Raw genomic sequence first — 14,985 nt, forward strand, 5'->3', positions numbered from 1 at the left:
CAATTCTCCAGATGATGTTATTAACGAGCGCGGGATTGTAAGTGTTTTCAGCGCTTGTGCAATATTAGTTTTGGATTGCGATGAATTGTACTAAATTTAGCCAGCATGCGGCCGATAACTTAGTTGAGGAAAGTGAGGTGGCACAAATGAACATTAATGAAATTAAGGCTTTCATGCGTGAAAAGCCGGCGCACTTGGGAGAGGCAAATAGCTTTCAGAACCAATTGCGTGATTCAGGTCTTGAGCAAGCAAGCACTCTGGCGGGTGATAAGGCGTCCCTGAGCGGGGCATTATCTTCTCAGAGTTTTTTTGCGGGCCAAGTATTAACTAATTCTATGAACCACAGTGTATCGGTTGGGGCAAGCAAACTTCAGCTTAGAGTACCCCAGCAAGCTGATGAAGAAGGGACGAATAAAAGCTTATTCGACTTTGAAGAAGTCGCTCGCAATGTGTTGAATTTTGTCGGTGGCGCAATCAAAAATGCTCAGGGAAAAGGCGCTGACGACGATGCTCTGAATGCGCTTTTTGAACAAGCTCGTTCGGGGGTATTAAAAGGCATTGGTATGGCTGAAAAAGATCTCGCTGGTGTGATGAATGATGACATCAAAAACGGGATCAGCCGAAGCCAAGAATTGATAGATACGGGATTACAAAAGCTAAGAGAGTCGATTTTCCCAGAAACTCAAGAAGCAAGCGATGTCGGTACGTCTAAAGTTTCGCTGGAGAATCAAGTGAACTATCAACGCCGTGACACTGGTGAATTACGTATCCGTACGTTGGATGGTGACGAAGTTAACATTCGCTTCGAAGACTTGGAAAGTTTTGAGTTAAACCAAAAATTGCTGGTAAAAGTTGAAGAAGAACAAATATTTCAGCAACCAGTAGAGCCATCGAAGCCTCAATCGGTAAGCAATGAACAAAATATAGCCCAACGCGACTTGGCTGATGAACCGAGCCTTGATAGCGCTGAGCAAACAGGCGATACGCAATCTTCAGCACAAGCAAGTGATGATGCGAATAACAACGTGACAGCTAAAGTCACCTCAACGCAACGTTATGAGCACATTAACAGTAATGCACTGTCTTTCACTGTGCAGGGGGAATTAGACGAAGACGAATTAAAGGCGATAGGTACGTTGGTTGCTGACGCCAGTGATTTGGCTGATGAATTCTTCAACGGCGATATTGAGTCAGCATTCAATCAAGCATTAAAGCTAGGATACGATGAAAAAGAGCTAACCGGTTTTGCTTTACAATTAACTAGACAAGAGCAGACTCAGTCTATTCAGGCGTATGAATCGGTTTCTCATTTCAGTGAAGACGACCCTAGAGGTGACCCTAATAAGACGGTTAAACCGGTAGCGCATTATCTAGATAAGATGTTGGATGTTTTTGAGCAATCGAGACAGAAACTAGAGAGCGGGGAACAGTATGATGATTTGATTAATGGATTGATTAATCAAATGGGCGATGTTCACACTCCAGATTTAATTTCTGCGATTCAACGTTTTCACAGTTTTAATCAAAAGCTATTGAACGGTTTACCGTTAAACTTCTCAGGAACGAGCCAGAGCGAATAGCTCGCTAGAGCGAAAAACATAACGTTAGTCACTAAAGATGACTAACGTTATTTAGATGTGAGGACTAATCTTCTAAATTTAACTTTTTAAGCAGCAGTACTGCTTGAGTTCGAGTGTTGACTTCTAGTTTTCTAAATACTGCACTGATATGCGCTTTAACGGTCGCTTCAGTGACATTTAATTCGTGAGCAATTTGTTTATTCAACAAACCATCATGGATTAGCTTCAATACCTGAAATTGCTTAGGTGTTAACTCTGCAATTCGTTGTGCTAAATTAAGTTCTTCACCATCAATTTGGGCAATCTGTGCTTTTAACTCTTCAGTTAACCAAATTTCACCACTCATGATTGTCTTCAAGGCATCAGCAATCATCAAAGTAGGGCTAGACTTAGGTACAAACCCTTTTGCGCCGAAGCTCATCACGTATGAAACAACTTCAATAGAGTCACTAGCCGAGACGACCGCAACCGGAATTTCTGGATAATCCTGAGTGACTCGAATCAGACCATAGAAGTTTTCACATCCAGGCATGTGCAAATCGAGTAATATTAAATCGATATCTGGGTTTTCATGGAGCGTCATTAATGTAGAGTCGAGCGAGTCGGATTGCAAAATCTCAATATCTTCAAACAGTGGACTTAGTGCACCAACTAAAGCTTCGCGAAATAGCGGATGATCATCTGCAATTAAAAACTTTGCCATTTATTTGCCTTCAATAAATAATTCAATATTAAGTAACAAGACTAATACTTTAGTCTTGATTAATGAAGGGATTAATTAACTTCCCTGCAATTTATGTGACACATTCTATCAGAAGGCGTAAGTATGATGTAACAAATACCTCACGCAGTTTGTTTATATCAAATGATTTTTTACGATCCTCTCGATCCATTGTGCAAATAGACAAGAAAATTGCGTGGTTTACTGGCTGCGGGTAGAATTACGCTAATTTTTCACAATCATTATCAATTACATGCAATCAAGCAAAGATGCCATCTATTCACAACCCCAACAGGTAAGTGATTTCCGTTTCGATGATACAGTAGCAGAGGTTTTTCCGGATATGATCCAGCGCTCTGTGCCGGGTTATAACACCATTGTCGATGCAATTGGTCAATTGGCAGGACGCTATGCTACAAACAATTCAAATATATATGATCTCGGTTGTTCTCTTGGTGCAGTGAGTTTAGCTGCGGCTAAATACGTGGTGGCTGATAACTGCAGTATTATTGCGATAGATAACTCTGAAGCCATGGCTCAGCGTTGTGCTCGGCACGTTAAAGCGTATAAAGCGAATACTCCTATTAAAGTGATTTGCGATGATTTGCAAAATATCGACATCGAAAATGCATCAATCGTAGTAATGAACTTCACATTGCAATTTATTGAACCCGCGCTGCGCGATCAGATTATTCAAACCATATACGACGGCTTGGCTCCAGGGGGAATTTTCATACTTTCTGAGAAACTTCGCCACGTATCAGAGCAAGGGAATGAGCTATTAATTGACCTGCATCATGAGTTTAAAAGGCGTAATGGTTATAGCGAACTAGAGATAAGTCAAAAGCGTGAATCAATTGAAAACATTCTGCGGGCTGAAACGTTTGAGGCGCATCAAACCAGATTACGAAATGCTGGTTTCGATGATGTCGTATTGTGGTTTCAGTGTTTTAACTTTGCCTCCATTGTCGCGATCAAAAACTAACATTTTTTCATTAATTTACTTTACAGGCGCCGTTCATGTCAGTTCCTTGGTTTAATCAGTTTTACAAAGAAATTGCCGACTCCCCGCTCAGTGCTTGGTTAGAGCTTCTACCTGGGCAGATTTCCACTTGGCAAAAAGAACAGCTACACGGTGATTTCAACAAGTGGGTAAAGCTGCTTAATAAGTTGCCTCAAACTCATCCTAGTGTAATTGAACTCAAGGAGAAGGTTGAATTTGGGCTGCAAAGCGAGATAAACGAGTATACGCAAAAGCAAATCATTGGCTTACTTAAGCAGTTTATGCCGTGGCGTAAAGGGCCATTTCATATTCATGGTATTCATATAGATACAGAGTGGCGCTCTGACTGGAAGTGGGAGAGAGTACAACCGCATATACAGTCGTTAGAGAATCGTTATGTACTTGATGTTGGTTGCGGCAGTGGCTACCACATGTGGCGCATGCTAGGAGAAAACGCCAAAATGGTGGTAGGGGCCGACCCTTCTCAGTTATTTTTAATGCAGTTTCAAGCTATTAAGCATTTTAACCCCGACCCACGTATTCATTTATTGCCCGTAGGTGTTGAGCAGCTACCTGAAAAAAATGCCTTTGATACGGTTTTTTCGATGGGGGTACTGTATCACCGAAAGAGCCCACTCGATTTTTTACAACAGCTAAAAAATCAGTTGCGCCCCGGCGGCGAGCTAATTCTTGAGACACTTGTTGTTGAGGGAGATGAAAATACTGTCTTGATGGCCGGGGACAGGTACGCTCAAATGCGCAACGTATGGTTTTTGCCTAGTACAGATGCCTTATGTTTATGGATGAAAAGACTGGGCTTTAAAAATGTGCGCGTGGTAGATTTAGCAAAAACTACGATAGAAGAGCAACGCGCAACGCAGTGGATGGACAGTCAATCTTTGGTTGATTTTCTTGATCCGCAAGATCACTCAAAAACCATTGAAGGCTACCCTGCACCCCAGCGCGCCGTTGTTGTGGCTGAGCGATAGCATACGTGTTTAATTTACTCGTTAATAAATACCCGTTTGGCGCGCGTTGGCATTCGGGTGACTAATTCATATCCTAATGTATCCGCCCAAGTGGCCACGTCATTAACCGGTATATTTTTGCCCCAAAGCTCGACTGGGCTACCTTCACTAATATCGATTAATTGAGTGACGTCAACGCACAACATGTCCATCGAAACACGACCTGCTAACGGCGCTATCTGGCCATTGATCATAACTGGGGTGCCAGACTTAGCCGTTCGAGGATAACCATCACCATATCCTGCTGCCACAGTGGCGATAACGCTTGGTCGCTTCGCTGTCCATGCTGCGCCGTATCCTACTGACTCGCCGGTCGCGACGCGTCTTAATGCAATCACTTTTGAGCAAAAGGTCATCGCCGGAATGAGTGGTAAAGCGCTAATATCACTTTGGTTGAAGGGACTAATACCATACAGCATGATCCCTGGGCGGTTCCAAGTGCTAATACTTTTCGGTGTAGCAAGTAGGGCAGCTGAATTGGCTAAGCTACAACCTGCGTATGACGGCTGCGCCGATACTTTCTCAGCAAGCTTTTGTATTGATTCTATTTGACTCAGCAGCAAAGGGTGTTCGGGTTGGTCAGATGTAGCAAAGTGCGTCATAAGCATAACCGAACGCACATTCTTACTGGATACCAGTTGAGTGTAGGCCCTTAAGGCTTCTGAGACGGGTATGCCTAGGCGATGCATGCCAGTGTCTATCTTCAACCATATATTGATTGGCTTTGCTAATACTTGGGCCAGCACATCTTCAATTTGCTTTTGGTTGTGAATAACAATTTGTAGATTTAATTCATTTACAACACTTAATTCACTAGGGCAAAAGCAGCCTTCAAGCAATAAAATGGAAGTCTTAATATGGTGTTGACGCAAACTTACGGCTTCTTCGATACTCGAAACCGCAAGTAGGGCGGCTTTGCCATCAAGAGCGCGTGCTGTTGCTACTGCGCCGTGGCCGTAGGCATCAGCTTTGATGACCGCAAGAGTATTGCTCTGATGGCCGTTGGCAGAACTTTCTGAGGCATTAACACCCAGAGCATTTGCATATGCGAAGTTTTGACGGATAGCATCAAGATCTACCGTGATCGAAATAGGGCGTGGCATTAACGGCCTTTAATACTGATATTTATATTGGCTAAACAAGGCTTGTGCTTGCAGCCATACATCACCGACAGAACCGTTACCAACCGGAGTACCATCAAGCGTTATAATAGGAGCTACTTCTTTGGATGAGCTGGTCAGCCATAATTCATCCGCGTCGCGCACTTCTTCCATCGTGATAACACGCTCTTCAACCTTAAATGAGCTGTGCTCACGTAAAATGGCTAACAGCAACTTTCTAGTAACACCAGGTAACAGCTGGTTATCTAAAGCGGGAGTAGCGATCACGTTATTTTTGACAACAAATACGTTGCATGAGCTTGCTTCGGTGAGTTCCTGCTGTTGATTAAAAAGTATGGTTTCCTGCATACCAAGATCTTGGCTTTGTTGGTAATGCATAACATTGCCAAGTAACGAGGTCGATTTAATATTGCATCGCTTCCAGCGCAAGTCTTCACTGCTGGTGACATTGAAGGTTTTTACACCTTCTTTGTCTGGCGCGGGCGCAGGCGGAATTTCGAATGAAAAGGCAAATACCGTCGGTTCGATGCCTGTCGGATATGCATGAGCACGTTTGGTATCAGTACCGCGACTAACATGGAGATAAATTCCGCGGTTCCCGGACTCGTTCTTCGCGATCAATGTTTGAATGATCTTTTGCCAGTCTTCTACTGTGTAATCAAGTTGAATACCAATAGACGCCAAACCCGATTGCATGCGTTCAATATGAGGAATAAAGCCAACAGCTTCACCTTGATAAGTAGGCACCACTTCATAAATACCGTCGCCGAATAAGAACCCGCGGTCCATCGGTGAAATTTTAGCTTGTTCTTGGGGGAGATATTCCCCATTTAAAAATACGATGCTCATAGTTAAGACTCAAAAAAATAGCATTGGAATAAGGGCCGTTGAATGCAGATTATGCCACGAATTTTTATAATGAATTAAGCTACTTTGTTAGCAAATTTGAATTTTTACCGTGAATATCCTTCATATCAGGTACAATAAGGTTCGCTTCTATTGCTCAACACAGACAGGTTTTATGCTGCAAATTGGTAAGTTCAACTCATTAAACGTAATTAAACAGGTACCCTTCGGATTTTACCTTGATGGTGGAGACGATGGTGAGGTTCTGCTCCCCACTAAGTTTGCTGCCGAAGATTGTAAAATTGGTGATACCTGCCACGTCTTTATTTATCACGATAGCGACAGTCGCTTGATCGCCACCACGCAAACACCTTTGGCTGAGGTAGATGAATGCGCCTTCCTAAAGGTGGTGAGTGTAAATAGTGTAGGTGCGTTTTTAGATTGGGGTATCGATAAAGACATTCTGGTGCCCTATAGTGAGCAAGACTTCCCGATGGCAGAGGGCGTGTCTTACGTGGTATTCGTGTATTTTGATGATGAAACAGGCAAAGTCGCTGCATCCACGCGTCTACGTGACTTCTTATTTGAAGAAGGCCAGAACTTTGCGCCTAAGCAAGAAGTCGATTTATTGATTTGCGGTCGCACCGATATGGGATACAAAGCGGTGATAAATGGCAGTCACTTAGGTTTGATATTCAAAGATGAAGTGTTTAAACCTTTGCGTATGGGTGAGCGCACGACAGGCTTTATTAAACGTATCCGTGAAGACAATAAAATTGATCTGTGTTTTCAGTTTCACGATGATGGCGCACGCAAAGATTTAGCAGAACAAATTATTGACGACCTCGAGGCCCATGGCGGTATTTCAACCTTGACGGATAAAAGCTCAGCGCAAGAAATATCAAAACGCTTCAATGTCAGTAAAAATGTATACAAGAAGGCGCTAGGCGCTTTATACAAGCAAAAACGCATATTGCTTGATAAGAGCAAAATCACCCTAATAAAATAGATTATAAGCAGTATTTATTTGCAGTGGAGTAAAAAATGAAAGCGACCGTTAGTTGGCAGTCAGATATGAAATTCGTTGGTGAAACTGACACAGGAAAAACCATCGAAATGGACGGTGATGGCAGCCAGACTAGCCCTATGGAAGCGGTATTATTGGCCGTTGGCGCGTGCTCATCCATTGATGTAGTGGAAATTCTTAAAAAATCACGTCAAGGGATTACCGGCTGCGAATGCCAACTCGATGCTCAGCGTGCAGATGAAGCCCCAAGAGTGTTTACTGAGATTCATGCCCATTATGTTGTCAGTGGCGAAAACCTAAGTGAGAAGCACATTCAACGAGCCGTTCAGCTATCAGCTGAAAAATACTGCTCAGTCATGTTGATGTTAGAAGGAAAAGTTAAGATCACGACCAGTTTTAGTATACAGCCCTAGTTAAAAATCCGAGTACCGTAAACGAGTTGAACAAGGTCGCTATGTTCAACTCGTCATTTATTCATCTCACCAATAAAGTCAGCTAAGACGATTTACACCAGTGCGGCAAAGGCTTGTTCGAAGTCCGCAACGATATCGTCTACGTCTTCAATACCAATCGAAAAACGCAGCATATTATCATTAATACCCATATCGGCTCTTTGCTCGGCAGTGTTTTCAAAGTAAATAGTCTGGGCGACGGGTAAACCTAATGTACGGGTGTCCCCTAAATGTGTCGCGCACAACACTAACTTAAGCTCATTTAAAAATGCGAGCGGGTCGATATGTTCAACTAGATCGATACTGACTATTCCCCCATAACCTGTGAATAGTTCTCGCGCTATATAATGTTGTGGGTGGTCTGCTATACCTGGATAGTAAACGTGTTGAACATGTTCATGACCATGTAAGTAGGTCGCCAGACGCAGCGCATTCTGGCAAATTCTCTCCACCCTCAAAGCCAGCGTTTCAAGACCTATGGATATGCTGTGGGCCGCATCAGGAGACAAGGTTGCCCCCATGTCTCTAAGTCCGCGTTTCTTAATTTGCGTGAGTCCCCATTGCTGGGTATCCGCGGTGCGGTAAATAGGCAATATGTTGTTGAATCCGCTCCAGTCAAATAAACCAGTGTCAACAACGACACCGCCAAGCACATTACCGTGACCTGATACATACTTAGTTAATGAAGCGATAGTCAGTGAAGCCTTGACGCTTTTGGGATCGAAAATATTGGCAGGCGTCATAGTGTTATCAACGATAAACAGCAATTTTTGTTCGTTACATAACTGGCCTATGGCACTTAAATCAGATACTTGGGTGGCAGGGTTAGCTATGGTTTCGGCATACACTAATTTGGTATTTGGAGTTATAGCTGCAATCACGTTTTGCACATCCGTTGCGTCAACGAAGCTTATCTCTATACCGAATCCTTGCAATGTGCTGGCAAGGCTGCTGGTATTGCCAAACAAAAATTGGCTCATAATGATGTGGTCGCCAGCGCGAAGCAAACTCAAAAACGTTGCACTGATGGCTGCCATTCCCGTTGAGAAGGTAATGGCACCCACGCCACCTTCTAGTTCATTAAGAATATTTTGTAATGACACACTTGATGCAGAAGAGGAGCGTGAGTATACGTGACCTGCTGCTTTGCCTTGAAATACATCGACTAGGTCTTGTGCGTTATCAAATGCAAACAAAACGGAATTATTTGTTGCTTGATGCACCGCTCCGTTTTGCGGTTTATTAATCACTCTATCTGCGTGTACTAAACGGGTGGTAAAACCTTTGTCTTTCAATCTTTGTCTCCGCTTGGGGGCGTTAAGTTGGTCGCTACTTTATCAGGAAATTTAGCATGCACAGTGTGATAATGCTGATAAATGCGCTGTAGTTCTAATGGTATATTTTCACTTATTGTTAGCACAGGACCTAATTCAATTCGCTTTTTCTTATAATCAAATGCGACTAAGAACACGGGCATGTCAGCGTTATAAGCGATATGTAAAAAGCCTGTTTTCCAATTTTCGCGTTTACCGCGTGTACCTTCAGGGGCGAGGCACAGAATCATTTTATCCGCTTGGCGAGCTTTCTCCGACATTTGCTCTACCATGCCATGCGCTTTTTGGCGTTTTATAGGTAGCCCACCCCAACGACTGAGTAACACCGAAAATGGTGGAATAAATAAGCTGCTTTTCGCAAAGAAGGTAATTTTAAGCTTTAGCGTAAACGCGACGGCTATACCAATGACGAAATCCCAGTTCGAAGTATGTGGAGCCACGGCGATTATCATCTTTTTATGTTTGGGAAATTTACCACTAAATTGCCAACCCATGAGTTTAAGCGTTGCTCTACCTAACCAACAACTAAAGGCGTTACCAACGCGCGGTAAATCCTCACTCAAGTCAGGAGTATTTAATTTGCTAGCCATTTCTTTCTTAGCTGTACCACTTTACACTAGATGAATGATCCGTCATGTCATCGGCATTGTCGAGTGCCAATCCAACTTATGCACTCCAGCGGCTCCAATATATAATAAAAAAGGAATATAGAATTTTGAGATATATGTTTTTCGCGCTGGCCCTATACAGCGCAATGGGCTTTGCTCAGCAGACGGCGCAAAATCTTTTTAGCCATTACCAAAGTGCACTATATCAAATTCGAATTATTGAATTGGGTTCAGGTAACAAGTCTTCAATTGGCTCTGGGTTTCAAATAAATGACTCAGGTGTACTGGTAACGAATTATCACGTTGTCTCTGAATTCGTTTATTTTCCTGAAAAATATCGTATTGAGTATCTCGCTGCTGATGGCTCGGTTGGTGATTTGTCGCTGGTCAACATTGATGTAGTTAATGATCTTGCGTTAGTGCAGGTCAAAAGTGGCAGTAATAGCGCTGATTTCTTCTCACTATCTTCTTCACTACCTGAGCAGGGTAGCAGCATATATTCACTTGGGAATCCACATGACTTAGGCATGATTGTGGTACCAGGTACCTTTAACGGTGTTAAAAAGAACAGTTTCTATCAGCGTATTCATTTCACTGGCTCAATTAACCCGGGCATGAGCGGCGGCCCAGTTGTTAACCCTGAAGGTCTAGTTGTTGGTGTTAATGTCGCAACCGCGGGTAATCAGATCGGCTTTCTAGTGCCCTTAACTAAAATCCATGCATTAATTGGCACAAAAAATTTCACCCCATTAGCGCCAGAAGATTACAAGAAGGTTATTGCCTCCCAGCTAATGGTAAATCAACAACGTTTGTTTGAACGTCTTGAGCAAGGGGTATGGAAATCGAATGAATTAGGCGGCGCGAAAATACCCACCCTAGAAGGAGCATTGCTTTCTTGTTGGGGAGATTCAAATAGTGCTGATCAAGAAGCGTTATATTTGTCAGTAGAAAATAGATGTAGTTTAGATGAAGAAATATTCCTTCATGGCGGTCTACGTACTGGCGGTATAGAAATAGAGTTTGAATGGCTTGAGAGTGGTGAATTTGGCGCGCACCGTTTTTATGACTTCTTTAGTGGCAGTATTTCAGGTGCTGGTGCAGGTAATCAGGCCGGCAAGAATGACGTGAGCAACTATCAATGCAAACAAGATATTGTAGCCAATACCCACGATGTCAAAACCAAAAGTATTTTATGTTTGAGAGCATATAAAGAGTTCGCACATTTATACGATGTTTTATATATAGGAGCCACATTGAACCACGAGTCTCAAGGGTTGATAAGCCACTTTACCTTAGCAGGGGTGAGTCAGGAATCAGCTATGCGATTTACCAAACAATTCGTGGGAGCAATAGCATGGCAATAGTGCTTGAGTTGCTTTCACGTAAAGACCAAACATTAAAATACTTTAAATTTAACAAGCCTGAGATTTTGGTTGGCCGTGATCATCATTGTGATTTGCGTTTGGAAGACCCCTATATCAGTGCTGAGCATGTTCGCATAACCCAAGACAGCCAAGACCATTCTATTTTTTTTGAAGATTGCCAAACAATAAACGGCACGTTGGTAAATAAGCAATCAATGGCGAGCGGCAAACTGCACGGTAACGATATTTTAAAGCTTGGTCGAACACGTCTAAAAGTCGTCAATACAAACCAGCCAGTGTCAGCCGCTTTACCATTAAGCCAGTTAGAAGAGAGTTTGAATTGGCTGTCTAGCAGTGCAGTGGCGATTTTACTTACGTTAGCCTATTTAGTGTTGTCCATGGTGTTTGGGTTCACCAATAGCGTTGAAGCCTACAATGTATTTGACATGTTACCTAAAGAAATGGGGCAAATGGCGTTGTTAAGTGCTTGGCCTATCGTCTTCGCTGTAATGGGCAAAGTTTTTAACAAAGAAAGCAGGGTAGTAAGCCAGTTTTCTATACTCTGGCTTACATTGTTTATATTTTACGGCTTATATTTGTTAGGGAAATTACTTTCTTTCAACTTTAATGCACCTGAAGCATTGGTATGGGTTGAACTTATCGTGTATTCACTGGTGTTGTTTGGTTTTATTTGGTTATCCATGTTTTTTGCTTTTCACCAAACCAATAAACGGCGCAATATTGTGGGTTCAATGATGACCTTAGTGATAGTAGTACCAGTCGTTAGTATAGGCATGTTGGGTAGCAGTGACTTTAGCGCTAAGCCTGATTACAACAGTATCTTGTTACCACCTATCTATCAGCTGCGCCCAGCATCAGACGTAACTACATTCGTTGAAAATTCACGGACCTTATTTATGGAACTTGATGAGCGTATTGAACGCGAAGGCCTCGCTGAACAAAGCGCCGATGATTAGCGCATTAAACAAGTAGTATATTTTTATGTGTATTTTATTTATTGCTGTAAATCAGCACCCTGATTATCCTCTTATTGTTGCTGCGAATCGGGATGAGTTCTTTGAGCGACCTACAAGCGAGTCGTGTTTTTGGGAAGAGCAGCCGAACATTCTCGCTGGAAAAGATCTGCGTGCTGGTGGCACTTGGATGGGAATTAATACCCAAGGTAAACTTGCAGCACTAACCAATATTCGCGATCCCAAACGTAATCTAGCTAATGCAGTAAGTAGGGGGGAATTGGTTAGTCAGTATCTGCAACATTCCCCTAAAAGCAGCGCGTACCTTTCCAAGATGTTAGCGGATGCCGAGAACTATAATGGCTTTAATTTATTATATGGTGATTGGAATAACTTAAATGTATTTAACAATCATACGCTTCAATCTGAGAAGTTAACAACAGGGGTTTATGGCTTATCCAACGCAAAGTTAAACACTCCTTGGCCGAAAACATTACAAGGCATGGCTCAGTTAACCGAGTATTGCCAAAACTCTCGTACGTTAGAAGTTGAAAGCTTATTTGTTTTACTCAAAAATCAGACTAAAGCTCAGGATGATATATTGCCTCAAACCGGTGTGCCTATCGAGTGGGAGCGTAAGTTATCATCGATTTTTATACAAAGCCCAGAGTATGGCACTCGCTCATCCACGCTGCTTTTAGTGGATAATCAGCAGCATGTATCATGGCAAGAGCGAACCTTTAATAGTGAGGCGCAATGTATTGCTGAAAATAGCTATCATTTCGATATAAATTAGCAGTATTTTAAGTTCGAAAAATCATCAGTCGGTGGCATAATGTCTGCCGTTTAGCCTATTCACCATAAATTCAGAGGAACATCATGTTTGAAGTATTGCCCCACTTACCCGCCGATCCTATTTTGGGATTATCAACTGCATATAAAGCGGACCCTAATCCACTGAAAATTGACTTGGGCGTAGGCGTTTATAAAGACGAGCAAGGGCATACACCTATTTTATCTTCTGTAGCCAAGGCTCAGCAGATATTACTGGCCAAAGAAGACTCTAAAACCTATATCACACCTCAAGGTGTACCAGGGTATATCGACGGTATGCTGCAATTGTTACTAGGCAAAGGTAGCAAGGTGATGCTTGAAGATCGCGTAGCAGCGGTTCAAGCGCCTGGTGGTTGTGGCGCACTGCGTATTCTGGCTGAGCTCATCAAACGCTGTGACAGTGAACTCACTGTTTGGGTAAGCGATCCAACTTGGGCAAACCATATTCCGCTCATTGGTAATGCTGGCCTTAAAATTGAAACTTACCCCTACTTCAATAAAGCCGATGCGAGCATCAATTTTGACGGCATGGTCGAAACATTAGCGCAAGTGAAATCAGGTGATGTAGTGTTGCTACATGGATGCTGTCACAACCCAACGGGTGCCGACTTAACACCAGAGCAATGGAAAACAGTATTAGAGCTCGCACAAAAAACCGGTTTTATTCCATTTGTAGATGTTGCCTATCAGGGATTCGGCGATGGTCTTGAGCAAGACGCTTACGGACTTCGTTTACTGGTTGAAAATTTACCAGAAGTGATAATCGCCGCTTCATGTTCTAAAAACTTCGGCTTATATAGAGAGCGTGTAGGTTTAGCCGCAATGATTACCGCCAATACGCAAACGCGTAAAGCGATTCAAACTCAGATTCAGTCAATTGCTCGTGGTATATACTCTATGCCACCTTCATATGGTGGTGCATTAGTTGATATCATATTGAGCGACGAATCATTGCGCACAGAATGGCAAGCGGAAGTAGAAGCAATGCGCACGCGAATGAAAACATTACGCGGCCTATTGGTAGACAAGCTCACAGATAAAGGTGCCCAGAGAGACTTTAGTTTTGTGAAGCAACAAAAAGGTATGTTCTCTTATTTATGTATTACTCCTGAGCAAGTTCAAGAGATGCGTAATAAACATAGTGTTTACTTCGTTGATTCAAGTCGAGTGAATATTGCAGGCATTAGTAAAGGTAACGTTGACGCATTAGCGACTGCATTAGTATCAGTACTGTAATTATTGATAGTCAGTAACGTTCAAACACAAAAAAGCCGATGCATTGCATCGGCTTTTTTATTATTTACATACTATAGCAGTGGCTTACTCTTCAACTTTGTCTTTAGCCATGCGTACTTTCAACGTTCTTTCTTGAAACTCAGAGTCATTCAAGTTTTGAATCGCTTTCTCAGCGCCGGCGGCGGTCATCTCAACAAAGCCATACCCCTTGCGTTTACCTGTGCGGCGATCTTTCATCAAACGAACGGAGTGAACCTGTCCTTGCAATTCAAAATGTTGTTGGACAGCTTGTTCATTTGCACGATAAGGCAAGTTGCCAACATATAGTGTTTTACTATTTTCTTCATCGGCCTGTTGTGCAACAGAAGAAGTACCAGAAAATTGACTACCAATGATGGGGACGAGAATACCGCCAAGCAATAAACCAATAGCTAGCGCGAGGCTAGGATCAAGGTTAGCCGCTATAACAGGTACTAGTAAATAGCCTGCAACAGCAAGAACGACGGAAAGAATTATATTTATTATAGTGGGTGAGTTCATGTATCTACCTAAAAGATTATGTGTTTGTAAGAATATAAGGCTTAGCTATGTTAACCATTTATTACAAATTCGCCAACTAATAAGCCTTTACATTTATCTATATAGAGGTAAATACCAGCATTTAGCCCTAAAGTTAGTCAGTTCGTTTGTTAAATCAGCAGTTGAACTCTTTTTTTAAATAAAGGGTTGCGCTCTAAGATTGGATCTCTATAATGCGCCTCTCGCTTCGGGACAGCCGCTAAAACAGCTGCACTGACACTGGTTTTAACCAGGTGATTTAAGACTTTTTTAAAGCCTTTAATCAGCGTGATGCAAGA

General features: G+C 42.5%; 15 protein-coding genes. 9 read left to right on the plus strand and 6 right to left on the minus strand.

What is annotated here, in order from left to right; all coding sequences use genetic code 11:
* Window positions 1-146: 146 nt before the first annotated feature.
* Window positions 147-1,580 (plus strand): DUF5610 domain-containing protein, encoded by a 1,434-nt coding sequence (locus tag GMES_RS05930; RefSeq protein WP_039986740.1) that lies wholly within the window; start codon window positions 147-149, stop codon window positions 1,578-1,580.
* Window positions 1,581-1,644: 64 nt separating this feature from the next.
* On the opposite strand, the gene GMES_RS05935 is transcribed toward GMES_RS05930, so the two are convergent.
* On the minus strand, window positions 1,645-2,283 hold the full coding sequence (locus GMES_RS05935) for a LuxR C-terminal-related transcriptional regulator (RefSeq protein ID WP_006991697.1): 639 nt from the start codon (window positions 2,281-2,283) through the stop codon (window positions 1,645-1,647).
* A gap of 271 nt (window positions 2,284-2,554) precedes the next feature.
* Here GMES_RS05935 and cmoA point away from each other — a divergent pair, with 271 nt between their 5' ends.
* On the plus strand, window positions 2,555-3,286 hold the full coding sequence (cmoA, locus tag GMES_RS05940; protein ID WP_006991698.1) for a carboxy-S-adenosyl-L-methionine synthase CmoA: 732 nt from the start codon (window positions 2,555-2,557) through the stop codon (window positions 3,284-3,286).
* 35 nt (window positions 3,287-3,321) lie between these two features.
* On the plus strand, window positions 3,322-4,293 hold the full coding sequence (cmoB, locus tag GMES_RS05945) for a tRNA 5-methoxyuridine(34)/uridine 5-oxyacetic acid(34) synthase CmoB (RefSeq protein WP_006991699.1): 972 nt from the start codon (window positions 3,322-3,324) through the stop codon (window positions 4,291-4,293).
* Window positions 4,294-4,307: 14 nt separating this feature from the next.
* Here the strand turns inward: cmoB and alr are convergent, their stop codons facing one another.
* Both alr and GMES_RS05955 read right to left on the minus strand, forming a co-directional pair.
* Window positions 4,308-5,435: an alanine racemase gene (gene alr, locus GMES_RS05950; protein WP_006991700.1), complete on the minus strand. Its 1,128-nt coding sequence runs from the start codon at window positions 5,433-5,435 to the stop codon at window positions 4,308-4,310.
* 9 nt (window positions 5,436-5,444) lie between these two features.
* Window positions 5,445-6,302: a D-amino acid aminotransferase gene (locus GMES_RS05955; protein WP_006991701.1), complete on the minus strand. Its 858-nt coding sequence runs from the start codon at window positions 6,300-6,302 to the stop codon at window positions 5,445-5,447.
* A gap of 172 nt (window positions 6,303-6,474) precedes the next feature.
* Between GMES_RS05955 and GMES_RS05960 the strand changes: the two genes are divergently transcribed.
* Both GMES_RS05960 and GMES_RS05965 read left to right on the plus strand, forming a co-directional pair.
* Window positions 6,475-7,308 carry a CvfB family protein gene (locus tag GMES_RS05960; RefSeq protein WP_006991702.1) on the plus strand — a complete coding sequence of 278 codons (834 nt, stop codon included), beginning with the start codon at window positions 6,475-6,477 and terminating at the stop codon, window positions 7,306-7,308.
* Window positions 7,309-7,343: 35 nt separating this feature from the next.
* A complete protein-coding gene (locus GMES_RS05965) occupies window positions 7,344-7,739 on the plus strand; it encodes an OsmC family protein (RefSeq protein WP_006991703.1) in 396 nt (131 codons plus the stop codon).
* Between the two features lie 92 nt (window positions 7,740-7,831).
* Here the strand turns inward: GMES_RS05965 and GMES_RS05970 are convergent, their stop codons facing one another.
* Window positions 7,832-9,073 carry a cystathionine gamma-synthase family protein gene (locus tag GMES_RS05970; RefSeq protein WP_006991704.1) on the minus strand — a complete coding sequence of 414 codons (1,242 nt, stop codon included), beginning with the start codon at window positions 9,071-9,073 and terminating at the stop codon, window positions 7,832-7,834.
* Window positions 9,070-9,702 carry a 1-acyl-sn-glycerol-3-phosphate acyltransferase gene (locus GMES_RS05975; RefSeq protein ID WP_006991705.1) on the minus strand — a complete coding sequence of 211 codons (633 nt, stop codon included), beginning with the start codon at window positions 9,700-9,702 and terminating at the stop codon, window positions 9,070-9,072. The genes GMES_RS05970 and GMES_RS05975 overlap by 4 nt, the downstream gene beginning before the upstream one ends.
* Window positions 9,703-9,827: 125 nt before the next feature.
* Here GMES_RS05975 and GMES_RS05980 point away from each other — a divergent pair, with 125 nt between their 5' ends.
* The 4 genes from GMES_RS05980 (at window position 9,828) to GMES_RS05995 (ending at window position 14,128) form a co-directional block, all read left to right on the plus strand.
* Window positions 9,828-11,084 carry a S1 family peptidase gene (locus tag GMES_RS05980; protein WP_033184838.1) on the plus strand — a complete coding sequence of 419 codons (1,257 nt, stop codon included), beginning with the start codon at window positions 9,828-9,830 and terminating at the stop codon, window positions 11,082-11,084.
* The gene (locus GMES_RS05985; protein ID WP_006991707.1) at window positions 11,075-12,061 is read left to right on the plus strand and encodes an FHA domain-containing protein; all 987 of its coding nucleotides are present in this window, start codon (window positions 11,075-11,077) and stop codon (window positions 12,059-12,061) included. The genes GMES_RS05980 and GMES_RS05985 overlap by 10 nt, the downstream gene beginning before the upstream one ends.
* Before the next feature lie 25 nt (window positions 12,062-12,086).
* Window positions 12,087-12,854 (plus strand): NRDE family protein, encoded by a 768-nt coding sequence (locus GMES_RS05990; RefSeq protein WP_006991708.1) that lies wholly within the window; start codon window positions 12,087-12,089, stop codon window positions 12,852-12,854.
* Window positions 12,855-12,937: 83 nt separating this feature from the next.
* Entirely contained in the window at window positions 12,938-14,128 is a 1,191-nt protein-coding gene (locus tag GMES_RS05995; protein ID WP_006991709.1) for an amino acid aminotransferase, read from the plus strand.
* An 84-nt stretch (window positions 14,129-14,212) separates the two neighbouring features.
* Here GMES_RS05995 and GMES_RS06000 read toward each other — a convergent pair whose 3' ends face one another.
* Entirely contained in the window at window positions 14,213-14,668 is a 456-nt protein-coding gene (locus GMES_RS06000; RefSeq protein WP_006991710.1) for an RNA recognition motif domain-containing protein, read from the minus strand.
* Window positions 14,669-14,985: the final 317 nt, after the last annotated feature.

The organism is Paraglaciecola mesophila KMM 241, assembly GCF_000315015.1.
Classification (GTDB): Bacteria; Pseudomonadota; Gammaproteobacteria; order Enterobacterales; family Alteromonadaceae; genus Paraglaciecola; species Paraglaciecola mesophila.